The sequence below is a fragment of the Phytopseudomonas flavescens genome (genome assembly GCF_900100535.1).
Classification (GTDB): domain Bacteria; phylum Pseudomonadota; class Gammaproteobacteria; order Pseudomonadales; family Pseudomonadaceae; genus Aquipseudomonas; species Aquipseudomonas flavescens.
Map to the genome: position 1 here is coordinate 1 of NZ_FNDG01000006.1, position 13,083 is coordinate 13,083.

The window sequence follows — 13,083 nt, forward strand, 5'->3', positions numbered from 1 at the left end:
CGACAAGACGCTCACGCAAAGCGTCTGAAGTGGCGTGTGGGCAGTGTCTGGGTCGCGATGAACGATCTTGCAGACCCGCCTCACCTTCCTCCCGAAAACGTCTGAGCCATTTGTAGGCGGTTCGAACGCTTACGCCCGCCGCCTGCGCAGCATCTTCGACACGCAAGCCTTGCTCGATACGTTGGATAAGAAGGGCTCGACCTCGAGGTGTAAGACGGGCATGTTTATGTAGGTTCATCCGGGGCTCCTGGAGTGCTTGGTTGGTCGCACTTCCAGAATTCCGGGAATGCCCCGGATGAACAACCTACTGAGAGATCACAGCTAGAGCAGGCGCCCTTGGAAAGGCTTCACGGCGGCGCGCTGCCTGGCTCCATCGAGCCGCCCGCCGCTTAGTCTACTCGTTGCAGCGCATGGAGGCGTTCAGGTCAGGGATGATTGACCATGATCAGGAAGAACCCGCTTCGGCGGGTTTTTTATTGCCTGCCATGCCTGGCAGTCATTCCCCAGGCTAGCGCGAGTGGCGTCGAAGACTTCTCCAGTAGGTTTCGCGAAGCCGCCCCATTCATTGTTCTCGACGGCGAAGGTCTGTCGCCTTTATAGTTGTATCGTGCAACTATTTGGCGAGATCCCGACGATGTCCCACACCGAAATTTCCCTGGTCGACGCGATACGCGCGTCATCGCGCACCATAGTGCGCGAGTTGGGATTCATGCAATCCACGCTGGCTGCCACCGACTACCCGCCTTCGGCCGTGCATGCGCTGCTGGAAATCGGCGCGCGTGGTGCCATGACCTCGGCCCAACTCGCCGACTGCCTCGGTCTGGATAAGTCCAGCATCAGTCGCATGGTACGCAAGCTGGCGGAGGCCGGAGAGTTGCAGGAAGCCGTTCGGGGCGAGGACGGTCGCGCCAAGCCGCTGATCCTGACCGCGCAGGGGCAGCGCACCCTGGTTGCCATCCAGGCTTTCGGTCGGCAGCAGGTGGGGGCGGCCTTGCAACGGCTGAGTCCGGCGCAGCAGCACACGGTGGCGCAAGGACTGGCGACCTATGCCCAGGCACTGGAGGCACGGCGCCTGGGAGCGCCGGGAGCTGCCGAGCTCGTGCGCATCGAGATGGGCTACCGGCCGGGTTGCATCGGTCGCGTGGCCGAGATGCACGCCGATTTCTATTCCCTGCATTGGGGCTTCGGGCAATTCTTCGAGGCGCAGGTGGCGAACGGGATGGCCGAGTTCACTGGCCGCCTGGGCAATTCCCGCAACGGCCTGTGGCTGGCCATGCAGGAAGGCAAAATAGTAGGGTCGGTCGCCATTGATGGCGAGCACCTGAGCGACAATCAGGCTCACCTGCGCTGGTTCGTCATCGACGATGGCTGGCGCGGCGCGGGCCTTGGCCGCCGGTTGCTGAGCGAGGCCCTGGTGTTCTGCGACCGGCAGGGTTTCAGCGCCACACAATTGTGGACGTTCCAGGGGCTGGACGCGGCGCGACGACTTTACGAGTCGTTCGATTTCGGCTTGGTGGAGGCGTGCCGGGGGAGGCAGTGGGGCGCGGAAGTGGTCGAGCAGCGTTTCCTCAGGCCGGCCAGATCCCTGCCCGGGTGATCTTCGCCGTGTAGCTTCCACGCAAACGAAAACGCCGGCACGAGGCCGGCGTTTTCAATGAGCCATTGCTCAGCTGTCGCGATTGCGGGTCAGCAGGGCAGGCTTCTCGCCACGGGGCCGGCTGCTTTGCAACTCGTCGAGCTGCTCGGGGGTCGGCAGGCGGTCACTGCGCGAACTCTTGTGCACGATCACCGGTTGCTTGTCACGGCTACTGCGCACTGCAGGCTCCTGACGCGGCAGCTCATCGCGGTTCAGTGAGGTCGTGGTATCGCGCTGCTGGCCGCGACCGCGGTTACCCGCACCGCCACGCCCCTTCCCGGCGCCTTGCCCCTGGCCCTGACGCTTGCCTGCGCCAGCTCCGCCGCCACCGCTGCGGGGACCTTTGCCCTGGCCACGAGGGCCCTGGCCAACGCCATTGCTGGCGCTTGGGCCGCTGCCGGCGGCACCGGGGCGACGACCGCGACCCTGGCCGTTGTTCTGGTTCGGGCTCACGTAGTCGGCACGGTTGCCGAAGTTGTCGATCTCGTCGTCGCGGAACTCGTCGGGCGCACGATCCGGAGGCAACGCAGGTACTGCTGGCGCGGCGGCTCGAGCCGTACTCCGTGGTTGTTGCTCACGAGCGGGCCTGGCTTTGCTTTGAGTCTTGGCTTTGCCGCCGTCCTTGCCCTTGTCCTTGCGGCCGCCGCCTTCAGGTTTGGCGCCGCGTGGTGGGCGTGGCTTCTGAGGTTCGCGCACTTCCGGGCGCTCGGCCTCGACCTTGCTGGCATCGAAGCCCATCAGGTCGCCGTCCGGGATCTTCTGCTTGGTCATCCGCTCGATGCCCTTGAGCAGCTTCTCTTCGTCCGGGGCAACCAGGGAGATCGCTTCACCGCTACGGCCAGCACGGCCAGTACGGCCGATGCGGTGTACGTAATCTTCTTCGACGTTGGGCAGTTCGAAGTTGACCACGTGAGGCAGTTGGTCGATGTCGAGACCACGGGCGGCGATGTCGGTAGCGACCAGGATGCGGACCTTGTTCGCCTTGAAGTCGGCCAGGGCCTTGGTGCGGGCGTTCTGGCTCTTGTTGCCATGAATCGCCACGGCAGGCAGGCCGTGCTTGTCCAGGTACTCGGCCAGGCGATTGGCGCCGTGCTTGGTACGGGTGAACACCAGAACCTGTTCCCAGGCGCCAGCGGTGATCAGGTGAGCGAGCAGGGCACGTTTGTGACTGGCCTGCAGGCGGAATACACGCTGCTCGATACGCTCGACGGTAGTGTTCGGCGGCGTGACTTCGATGCGCTCCGGGTTGTGCAGGAGCTTGCCGGCCAGGTCGGTGATGTCTTTCGAGAAGGTCGCCGAGAACAGCAGGTTCTGACGCTTTGCCGGCAGGCGGGCGAGGACTTTCTTCACGTCGTGAATGAAGCCCATGTCGAGCATGCGGTCGGCTTCGTCCAGCACGAGGATTTCCACGTGGGACAGGTCGACGCTGCCTTGCCCGGCGAGATCGAGCAGGCGACCCGGGCAGGCGACCAGGACGTCGACGCCCTTGGCCAGTGCCTGTACCTGTGGGTTCATGCCGACGCCACCGAAGATGCAGGTGCTGACGAATTTCAGGTCGCGGGCATACAGCTTGAAGCTGTCATGCACCTGGGCGGCCAGTTCGCGGGTGGGGGTGAGCACCAGCACGCGCGGCTGTTTCGGGCCATGGCGCTGTTCGCGATCCGGGTGACCGTTGGGGAACAGTCGCTCGAGGATCGGCAGTGCGAAACCGCCTGTCTTACCTGTACCCGTCTGGGCCGCCACCATCAGGTCGCGACCTTGCAACGCGGCGGGGATGGCCCGCTGTTGCACCGGAGTGGGCTGGGTGTAGCCGGCGGCTTCGACCGCACGGACTAAAGCCTCGGAGAGACCGAGGGAGGCAAAGGACATGTGCAATCCTGTCTGGTGAGGGCGTGGCCCTATAGGTGTAGTGCCTGGCTTGAATCGCACGTGGGGCGCGCAATCCCGTCCGGTACTGCTGGCCTCTGGGGTCAGCATCCGGGCGCAAGCCTGGCGGGAAGGCCCGAGTGTAACAGGATTGCTGGCAATGGGCACAACATTGCTGCCGACCGGCATATGTGGGTAGCGCTCAAGCGGCCGGCTGCCGGGCGCTGTGGGTGCCTGGAGTCACTCGCCCAGCGCTTCGGCATCCTCGCGCTTGGCCAACTTGTGCTGGTCTTCGCTGTTGCCAAGCTTCCAGTAGCTGGAGATGTACAGGTTCTTGCGCTCCACCTGGCGTTCCTCCCGAAAATGCTGGCGCAGGGCTCGCATGGCGGTGAACTCGCAGGCGGCCCAGATGCTTGGCCGGCCTGCAGGCCAGTCCAGTCGGCGCACCTGGTCGACCAGCAATTTGCTGTTCTCGCCGGGGTGTGGGTTGAGCAGCCAGTGCAGCTCGACCCCGGCCGGATGGCGAAGCGGCTGGATATCGCGCTCGTCGATCACCTCGATGACCGCGTGGCCGCGAGCGTCGGCGGGCAATTGCTCGAGGTTGACGCTGATCGCCGGCAGGGCGGTCATGTCGCCGACGATGAGGAACCAGTCGGCTGCGTTGTCGACCAGCTTCTTCGGGCCTGGGCCACCGATCAGGATGCTGTCGCCCGGCCGGGCGCCTTTCGCCCATTGCGAGGCAGGGCCGGCGTCTTCGTGCAGGACGAAGTCGACGTCGAACTGGTCGGCGCGCTGATGGCGCACGGTGTAGGTGCGCATCAGGTTCCGCTCGCTGCCGGGAGCCGGGAAGATCAGTTTGATGTAGGCGCTTTCCTGGTCGGCGGGAAAGGTATCGATCTGCGCGCCGCCCAGGGTGATGCGCAGCATGTGCGGGGTGACGGAGCGCGTGGCAATGACCTGCAGGGTACGGGGTGTGGGGCGTGACATGGGGGTCTCCTAACGGTCGTTCAGCCTGTCGGTCATGTGCCGGGCCAGGTGGATGAAGGCATTGATCTGCTCGGGTTCGAGGCCCTCGGTCATGTGCCGGGTCGCCTGTGCATCGAGTTCCAGCATCTGCTGAACGATGGCTTGGCCGGCCGGGGTCAGTTCGAGCAACTGGCTGCGGCGGTCCCGGGGGTGTTCACGCTTGCTGATCAGCGCGGCGTCGAGCAGGTCGTTGAGGACACGGGTGATCTGCGCCTTGTCCCGGCGCATGTGTGAGGAAAGGCCAAACGCGGTGCAGTCGGTGCTGTGGGCGATGCCCCTGAGCGCTCTGACGTGGGTGATCGGCAATGCGATACCCGCTTTCTGGATGCTACGACGCAGGTAGCCCTTATAAGCGTGGGTCAGTTGCTGGAGCGGATCGGCTAGGTAACGGGCAGTCATGGTCATCGGCTAATTGGTTGATGGTGTCAACTTAGTCAGGCTGGTTGATAAAGTCAATAATTAGCTTGGTATCAATTTGCCTCAAGAATAAAAACACCCAGCACATTTCGTTCAGCGTGCGAGTTGAATGTTCTAATTGATGTGAGAATTATTATCATCTAATGTCTGCGGCCTCAAGGGAGGCGGTCATGGCGGATGACATCGTAAGTGGGCTGTATCGCGAGCACAGTTCCTGGCTGCAGGGCTGGCTCTACCGGCGCGTGGGCAGTTCCAGCCAGGCCGCGGATTTTGCCCAGGATGTGTTTGTGCGTTTGCTGGGTGTTCGACAGAAGACAGGTTGTCTACCTGATCTGGAGAAGCCCAGGGCTTATCTTGCAACCATTGGTCGGCATCTGGTGCATGACCACTTTCGCCGCCTCTCTCTCGAGCGTGCCTATGTGGAGGCCCTGGCGGCTTTGCCGGGGGATGCCACGCTCTCCGCTGAAGAGCTGGTGTTGATCCAGGAAACCCTGGAACAGGTCGACTGCTTGCTCAATCGCATGCGCCCTCTGGTGCGTCAGGTATTTCTACTGTCCCAACTCGAAGGCTTGAACTACGCGCAGATCGCGCGCCATCTCGAGATCGGCGAACGCTCGGTCAAGCGCTATATGGCCCAAGCGTTCGAAGCCTGCGTGCTGTACGTGGAATGAGCATGGACGCTGCCATCGACCGCGAGGTTGCCCGACAGGCCGCGTATTGGCTGATGCTGCTGCACAGTGGCGATGCCAATGCGCGACAGGTGCGTGACTGTGAGCGCTGGCGCCAGGCCAACCCCGAACATGAACGTGCCTGGCAGCGGGTGCGCCTGGTGCAGGAGCGCCTGGGTCTTTTGCCTCCCTCCCTTGCGATGAGTGCACTTGGCCGTGAGCGGCGCCAGGCCCTCAAGACCCTGCTGGTGCTCGCGATGATCGCGCCGCTGGGCCTTGCGACGTATAGGCTGAACGAACGCCAGCAATGGCTGGCCGACCAACGCAGCGGTGTTGGCGAGCGGCGAGAGCTGAAACTGGCCGACGGCAGCCGCGTGTACCTGAACAGCGGCAGCGCTATCGACATACGTTTCGATGAGCAGCAACGCCTGATCGTGCTGCGCCGGGGCGAAGTGCTTATCGAGAGTGGAAAAGACCCCGCTTATGCCGGCCAGCCGCTGCGAGTGGAAACCGGGCAGGGGCGCTTGCAGGCGCTCGGTACACGCTTCTCGGTTCGTCGTCTGGATGAGCGGGCGCTGACTCATCTCGCCGTTTTCGAGGGTGCAGTACGTGTCGATCCGCTGCGCGGCAAGGGGGTGACGATCGTTGCGGGTCAGCAGGTGCGTTTCAGCCAGCAGGAGGCTGGAACTGCTTCATCGGTCAGCGAAGACGCTGCCGCGTGGATCCGTGGGCAGTTGGTCGCCGACGGCATGCCGTTACGCGAGTTTCTCGCTGAACTCGGCCGCTACCGTGCCGGCTGGCTGCGTTGCACGCCTGAGGTGAAGAACCTGCGCATCAGTGGCACGTTCCAGCTCGACCAAAGCGATGCCATCCTCGCTGCATTGCCGGTGACCTTGCCGGTGAGGGTCGAACGGCGCACGACGTATTGGGTGACGGTGCGCGGGCATTGATTCGTGTGACTTGAAAATACTTGGCCCTTTTTTCTCGCTCATCAGTCCTGAACAGGAAATTTGCCCAACAACAGGACTTCGATTCGATGAAACGGACCACAGGCGTTCGCCAGGTACTGGCGCTTTCTCTGCTTGCCGCCACGGTCGGTATGCAATCCGTGCACGTGCAGGCCGAACGGGCCAGCCACTATCAGATCCAGGCTGGCAGCCTCGACCAGGCACTGAACCGTTTTGCTGCCGAAGCCGGGATTACCGTGCAGTTCACTCCAGAGCTGACGGCGGGTCTCCCCTCGCCCGGCTTGAACGGTGCATACGACGCCCAGCAAGCCTTGGCAGCATTGCTGGCAGGTTCCGGGCTTGAGGCGGCACCTCAGGGGGATGGTGTCTATGTGCTGGTGCGGCGCAGCGATGCGTCGAGCAGCCTCAACCTTGCACCCTCGGTTATCTCCGGGCACTCCGGCGAAACTGCACGTGGGCCGGTCGAGGGTTACGTGGCCAAGCGCAGTGCCACGGGTAGCAAAACCGACTCCGCAATGAGCGAAATTCCCCAGACAATCAACGTCGTGACCCAGGACGAGATCAAGGCACGCGGCTCGCAAAGCGTGACCGAGGCCCTGCGCTATACCGCAGGCATGACCAGTGGTGGCTTCGCCGATCGGGTCAAGATTTTCGACGAGCCAACCTCGCGCGGTTTCACGCCAACGCCCTTGTATCTCGATGGCCTGCACTTGCCCTATGGGGGTGGCAGCACCGGTGGGTCGCTGCAGATCGATCCTTACACCCTGGAGCGTATCGAAGTGCTCAAGGGGCCGGCCTCCGTGCTGTACGGGCAGAACCAGCCGGGCGGAATCGTCAACCTGGTCAGCAAGCGGCCCACCGACCAGCCGGTGCATGAGATCGTTCTCGGTGGCGGGACTCAGGACCGCAAATACGGGGCTTTCGACTTTGCCGGCTCCATCGACGATCAGGGCGAGTTTCTCTATCGCGTGACCGGATTGCTGAGGGATGTCGATTCGCAGATCGACTACGCCGATCAGAATCGCCTGTTACTGGCGCCGAGTCTGACCTGGCTGCCCAATGAGCAGACCAGTCTGACCCTGTTCGCGCAGTACCAGAAAGACCGCGACACCCCTGAGGCGCAGGGGCTTCCCGCCGAGGGTACGCTATACCCCTCGAGCAATGGCCGTATCAGTCGTTCGCTGTACCTCGGCGAGCCTGGCTTGAACACCTATGACCGAGAGCAATTCGTGGTCGGCTACGAGCTTTCCCATCAGCTCAACGATACTTGGACACTGAAGCAGAACGTGCGCTACGCCTACGTCGACGACCGTTACGTGGCGCCTTTGCATGGCTATGCCTTCCCGACCAATCCGGTGACCGGGCTGAACGACAACAGCTACCAGACACGCTTCGGCGTTGACTGGGCGCAGACCAACAAGGTCTTCGGCCTGGATAACATCGCCCAGGCCAAATTCACCACCGGAGAGTTGGAGCACACGCTGCTGCTCGGTGTGGATTACTACCACTTCAACTCCACGTTTCTCGGCCGCTATGACCGCAATGGCGCGGGCATCGACCTGTACAACCCGGTGTACGGCAGCACGTTCACGTTCACCGGCCCTTATCGTTGGGATAACACTGTGACCCAGACGGGCCTATACACCCAGGAGCAGTTGCGCTGGGGCAATTGGTTCCTGACGCTGGGCGGTCGCTATGACTTCGCTGAAACCGACAACAAGGCGCCCCTGAGCGGTAGTCACTCGAACATCAAGGACGAGAAGTTCACCGGTCGCGCCGGGCTGGGCTACCAGTTCGAAAATGGCCTGACGCCTTACGTGAGCTACGCCGAGTCGTTCTTGCCTCAGACGGGTACCGATGCCGCGCAGAATCCATTCGAACCGACGACTGGCACGCAGTATGAGGCGGGCATCAAATACGAGCCGCCGTTCGTCGATGGCTTCATTCAGCTGTCGGTGTACCAGATCGATCAGGACAACATGCTGACCGACGACCTGGTCAACTCGGGCTTCAGCGTACAGAGCGGTTCGGTGCGTTCCCGAGGCGTGGAGCTGGAGGGCAAGGTCAATGTCACACGCAACCTGCGTGTGCTCGGCTCGGTCTCGCGTAACCAGATCAAATGGCGAAGCCTCAACGACGGTCGTGAAGGGCGTACCGTGGCGGACAAGTCGCCGCTGACCGCTTCGGCGTGGGTCGACTACAGCTTCGACAGCGGTCTGTTGGCCGGGCTAGGAGCTGGCTTGGGTGTGCGCTATGTCAGAGGCAGCTATGGCTCCGACTATGAGTCCGACGCGTTCAAGATCAACTCGTACAGCGTGTACGACGCGATGCTGTCCTACGATCTGCAGCAGTCTGCGCTACAGCTCCAAGGCGTGGGTGTACGCTTGAACATGGAAAACATCAGCGACAAGCAATACGTGGCCAGCTGCAAATCGACGATCGACTGCTATTACGGTCAGGGCCGTACGCTGACGGCGGATGTGACCTACAACTGGTAAGGCGTGGAGCGTGCGATACCCGGCGATAAGTGCGCACGGGTATCGCGTGCAGCGTCAGCTTACCACCCGGTAGCACGGCTCGTAGGCCGAGCCGCCGGGCAGCTTCATGCGGTGCTGCTCGACGAAGGCCTGCAGCAGGCGATCCAGTGGCTGCATGATGGTCTTGTCGCCACGCAACTCATACGGGCCATGCTCTTCGATCAGCTGGATGCCATGGGCCTTGACGTTGCCGGCGACGATGCCGGAGAAGGCGCGGCGCAGGTTGGCGGCCAGTTCGTGCACCGGCTGTTCGCGGGTCAGGTTGAGGCTGGCCATGGCCTCGTGGGTCGGTTCGAACGGATGCTGGAAGCTCTCGTCGATCTTCAGCAGCCAGTTGAAGTGGAAGGCGTCGTTGCGCTCGCGACGGAACTGCTTGACTGCCTTGATCCCGGCGGCCATGTGCCGGGCAACCTCGGCCGGATCGTTGGGGATCAGCACGTAGCGGTTCTGCGCTTGCACACCGAGTGTCGCGCCGATGAAGGCGTGCAACTGCTGCAAGTAGGCTTCGGCGCTTTTCGGGCCGGTCAGCACCAGGGGGAAGGGCAGATCGGCATTGTCCGGGTGCATGAGAATGCCCAGCAGGTAGAGGAACTCCTCGGCCGTGCCCGCGCCGCCCGGGAAGATGATGATGCCGTGGCCGATGCGCACGAAGGCTTCCAGGCGCTTTTCGATATCCGGGAGGATCACCAGCTCGTTGACGATCGGGTTCGGCGCTTCGGCGGCGATGATGCCCGGTTCGGTCAGCCCCAGGTAGCGGGCACCCTGGATGCGCTGCTTGGCGTGGGAAATGGTGGCACCCTTCATCGGTCCTTTCATCACCCCGGGGCCGCAGCCGGTGCAGACGTCCAGCGCACGCAGGCCCAGTTCGTGGCCGACTTTCTTGGTGTACTTGTATTCTTCGGTGTCGATCGAGTGGCCGCCCCAGCACACCACCATCTTCGGCTCGGCCCCGGCACGCAGGGTACGGGCATTGCGCAGCAGGTGGAAAACGTAGTCGGTCAGGCCGCTGGAGCTGTCCACGTCGACCCGTTTGTTTTCCAGCTCGCTCTGGGTGTAGACGATGTCGCGCAGGGCGCTGAACAGCATTTCCCGGGTGCTGGCGATCATCTCGCCGTCGACGAAAGCATCGGCTGGCGCGTTGAGCAGTTCCAGGCGGATACCGCGGTCCTGCTGGTGGATTTTCACTTCGAAGTCCGGGTAGGCCTCGAGGATGGTCTTGGCGTTGTCGCTGTGCGAACCGGTGTTGAGAATCGCCAGGGCACACTGGCGGAACAGCGCGTAGACGCTGCCGGAACCGGTTTCGCGCAACTGCTGGACTTCGCGCTGGGAGAGGGTTTCCAGGCTGCCCTTGGGCGAGACCGAGGCGTTGATTTTCTGGCGAGTGAGCATGCAGGCATCCGGTGGTGGCGCGACAACTCGGGCCGATCCTGGCCGATCGCGCGGTGAACGATCCAATCCCGGTGACCCATGGCGGGGCACCCAGGCAACGATGTCCTACTGTCGAGCATGGCGGGGCTTCGGGTCAACAGAGGCGGGGTTTGGAGGGGAGGCGGGTCGCGAAAGTTCGAGCTTGCGCGCCCCGCCAGGCGACACTCAGCGGCGTGACTGCAGGTTGTTCCAGATCGCCAGGCTCGGCGCGGACTGGTTCAGGGTGTAGAAGTGCAGGCCAGGCGCGCCACCTTGCAACAGGCGTTCGCACAGCTGGGTGATCACCTGTTCGCCGAAGGCCTGGATACTGGCGCTGTCGTCGCCATAGGCTTCCAGTTGCTTGCGCACCCAGCGTGGCAGCTCGGCGCCGCAGGCGTCGGAGAAGCGCGCCAGTTTGCTGTAGTTGGTGATCGGCATGATGCCCGGGATCACCGGGATGTCGACGCCCAGCTTGCGTACGCGCTCGACGAAGTAGAAGTAGCAGTCGGCGTTGAAGAAGTACTGGGTGATCGCGCTGCTTGCACCGGCCTTGGCCTTGCGCACGAAGTTGGTGATGTCGTCTTCGAAGTTGCGTGCCTGGGGGTGCATCTCCGGGTAGGCCGCCACCTCGATATGGAAGTGATCACCGGTTTCCTGGCGGATCAGCTCGACCAGATCATTGGCATGGCGCAGTTCACCGCTGGCCAGGCCCATGCCGGAGGGCAGGTCGCCACGCAGGGCGACGATGCGATTGATGCCCTTGCTCTTGTACAGATTGAGCAGCTCGATCAGCTCGGCCTTGCTGTCGCCGACGCAGGACAGGTGCGGTGCGGTCGGCACTTTCACTTCGCCATCGAGTTGCAGCACGGTATTGAGCGTACGGTCGCGGGTGGAACCACCGGCGCCGTAGGTGCAAGAGAAGAAGTCCGGGTTGTAGCCGGCCAGCTCGCGCGCGGTATTGAGCAGTTTCTCGTGTCCGGCATCGGTCTTCGTGGGGAAGAACTCGAAGCTGACGTTGGTTTTTTTCTGGATCATGGAGAAGGTTCTCTTCCCAGCCACAAGCGGCAAGCCAAGCGGCAAGCGGTACGGCGTGTACCTGCTTGCAGCTTTGGCCTGCAGCTTGCTGCTGCTGTTAGTAGCGGTAGCTGTCCGGCTTGAACGGGCCTTCGACCGGAACGCCGATGTAATCGGCCTGCTGGGTGGTCAGTTGCGTGACCACGCCGCCGAAGCCTTTCACCATTTCCAGCGCGACTTCTTCGTCCAGCTTCTTCGGCAGCACTTCGACGGTCAGGCGCTCGGCCTTCTTCTCGGCCGACAAGTCGGCGAACTTCTGCTCGAACAGGAATATCTGGGCGAGCACCTGGTTGGCGAAGGAACCGTCCATGATGCGGCTCGGGTGGCCCGTGGCGTTGCCCAGGTTGACCAGACGGCCTTCGGCCAGCAGGATCAGGTAGTCGTCGTTGCGCGGGTCGAACTGGCCGGCGCCGGTGCGGTGGATCTTGTGCACCTGCGGTTTGACCTCTTCCCATGCCCAGTTCTTGCGCATGAAGGCGGTGTCGATCTCGTTGTCGAAGTGGCCGATGTTGCACACCACGGCACGGGCTTTCAGCGCCTTGAGCATACCGGCGTCGCAGACGTTGGCATTGCCGGTGGTGGTGACGATCAGGTCGATCTTGCCCAGCAGGGCCTTGTCGATGCTGGCGTCGGTACCGTCATTGCGGCCGTCGATGTACGGCGAAACGAGTTCGTAGCCGTCCATGCAGGCCTGCATGGCGCAGATCGGGTCGATCTCGGAAACCTTGACGATCATGCCTTCCTGACGCAGCGAAGCCGCCGAGCCCTTGCCCACGTCGCCGTAGCCGATGACCAGCGCCTGCTTGCCCGACAGCAGGTGGTCGGTGCCGCGCTTGATGGCATCGTTGAGGCTGTGACGGCAGCCGTACTTGTTGTCGTTCTTGCTCTTGGTGACTGCGTCGTTGACGTTGATCGCCGGGACTTTCAGGGTGCCGGCCTTGAGCATGTCGAGCAGACGGTGTACGCCGGTGGTGGTTTCTTCGGTGACGCCGTGGACGTTCGCCAGCACCTGCGGGTACTTGTCATGCAGGATCTGGGTCAGGTCGCCGCCGTCGTCGAGCACCATGTTGGCGTCCCATGGCTGGCCGTCCTTGAGGATGGTCTGCTCGATGCACCACTCGTATTCGGCTTCGGTCTCGCCTTTCCAGGCGAACACCGGAATGCCGGCGGCAGCGATGGCGGCAGCGGCCTGGTCCTGGGTGGAAAAGATGTTGCACGACGACCAGCGCACTTCTGCGCCCAGCGCGGTCAGCGTCTCGATCAGCACGCCGGTCTGGATGGTCATGTGGATGCAGCCGAGGATCTTCGCGCCTTTCAGCGGTAGTTCGGCAGCGTACTTGCGACGCAGGCCCATGAGGGCCGGCATCTCGGATTCGGCGATGATCAGTTCCTTGCGGCCCCAGTCGGCCAGGGAGATGTCAGCGACCTTGTAGTCGGTAAAAGCAGCGCTCATGCAAAAGCTCTCCAATCGTTGATCTGTGATC

At 62.8% G+C, this 13,083-nt stretch carries 11 protein-coding genes; 4 read left to right on the forward strand and 7 right to left on the reverse strand.

The window, feature by feature from the left end; translation table 11 throughout:
* A partial coding sequence (locus BLR94_RS09320) for a leucine zipper domain-containing protein (RefSeq protein ID WP_139207430.1) occupies positions 1-238 on the reverse strand: 238 nt, incomplete at its 3' end.
* Between the two features lie 396 nt (positions 239-634).
* On the opposite strand from BLR94_RS09320, the gene BLR94_RS09325 reads away from it, so the two are divergent.
* A complete protein-coding gene (locus BLR94_RS09325) occupies positions 635-1,597 on the forward strand; it encodes a bifunctional helix-turn-helix transcriptional regulator/GNAT family N-acetyltransferase (protein WP_084304718.1) in 963 nt (320 codons plus the stop codon).
* 69 nt (positions 1,598-1,666) lie between these two features.
* On the opposite strand, the gene rhlE2 is transcribed toward BLR94_RS09325, so the two are convergent.
* The 3 genes from rhlE2 to BLR94_RS09340 all read right to left on the reverse strand — a co-directional run bounded on the left by rhlE2 (position 1,667) and on the right by BLR94_RS09340 (position 4,933).
* Entirely contained in the window at positions 1,667-3,505 is a 1,839-nt protein-coding gene (rhlE2, locus tag BLR94_RS09330) for an RNA helicase RhlE2 (RefSeq protein WP_084304717.1), read from the reverse strand.
* Between the two features lie 237 nt (positions 3,506-3,742).
* Positions 3,743-4,489 carry a siderophore-interacting protein gene (locus BLR94_RS09335; RefSeq protein ID WP_084304716.1) on the reverse strand — a complete coding sequence of 249 codons (747 nt, stop codon included), beginning with the start codon at positions 4,487-4,489 and terminating at the stop codon, positions 3,743-3,745.
* 9 nt (positions 4,490-4,498) lie between these two features.
* Positions 4,499-4,933 carry a MarR family winged helix-turn-helix transcriptional regulator gene (locus BLR94_RS09340; protein WP_084304715.1) on the reverse strand — a complete coding sequence of 145 codons (435 nt, stop codon included), beginning with the start codon at positions 4,931-4,933 and terminating at the stop codon, positions 4,499-4,501.
* Between the two features lie 182 nt (positions 4,934-5,115).
* On the opposite strand from BLR94_RS09340, the gene BLR94_RS09345 reads away from it, so the two are divergent.
* From BLR94_RS09345 to BLR94_RS09355, 3 genes are all read left to right on the forward strand, one after another.
* On the forward strand, positions 5,116-5,616 hold the full coding sequence (locus tag BLR94_RS09345) for a sigma-70 family RNA polymerase sigma factor (protein WP_084304714.1): 501 nt from the start codon (positions 5,116-5,118) through the stop codon (positions 5,614-5,616).
* A 2-nt stretch (positions 5,617-5,618) separates the two neighbouring features.
* Positions 5,619-6,563 carry a FecR domain-containing protein gene (locus BLR94_RS09350; protein WP_244158128.1) on the forward strand — a complete coding sequence of 315 codons (945 nt, stop codon included), beginning with the start codon at positions 5,619-5,621 and terminating at the stop codon, positions 6,561-6,563.
* Positions 6,564-6,649: 86 nt separating this feature from the next.
* Positions 6,650-9,079, forward strand: coding sequence for a TonB-dependent siderophore receptor (locus BLR94_RS09355; protein ID WP_084304712.1), 2,430 nt, complete (start codon positions 6,650-6,652; stop codon positions 9,077-9,079).
* Between the two features lie 54 nt (positions 9,080-9,133).
* On the opposite strand, the gene ppnN is transcribed toward BLR94_RS09355, so the two are convergent.
* From ppnN to BLR94_RS09370, 3 genes are all read right to left on the reverse strand, one after another.
* The gene (gene ppnN, locus BLR94_RS09360; RefSeq protein ID WP_084304711.1) at positions 9,134-10,507 is read right to left on the reverse strand and encodes a nucleotide 5'-monophosphate nucleosidase PpnN; all 1,374 of its coding nucleotides are present in this window, start codon (positions 10,505-10,507) and stop codon (positions 9,134-9,136) included.
* Positions 10,508-10,711: 204 nt separating this feature from the next.
* Complete coding sequence (gene metF / locus BLR94_RS09365) at positions 10,712-11,560, reverse strand: methylenetetrahydrofolate reductase [NAD(P)H] (protein ID WP_090423685.1); 849 nt, start codon at positions 11,558-11,560, stop codon at positions 10,712-10,714.
* A gap of 97 nt (positions 11,561-11,657) precedes the next feature.
* Positions 11,658-13,052, reverse strand: a complete 1,395-nt coding sequence (locus BLR94_RS09370) for an adenosylhomocysteinase (RefSeq protein WP_084304710.1) — start codon at positions 13,050-13,052, stop codon at positions 11,658-11,660.
* Positions 13,053-13,083: the final 31 nt, after the last annotated feature.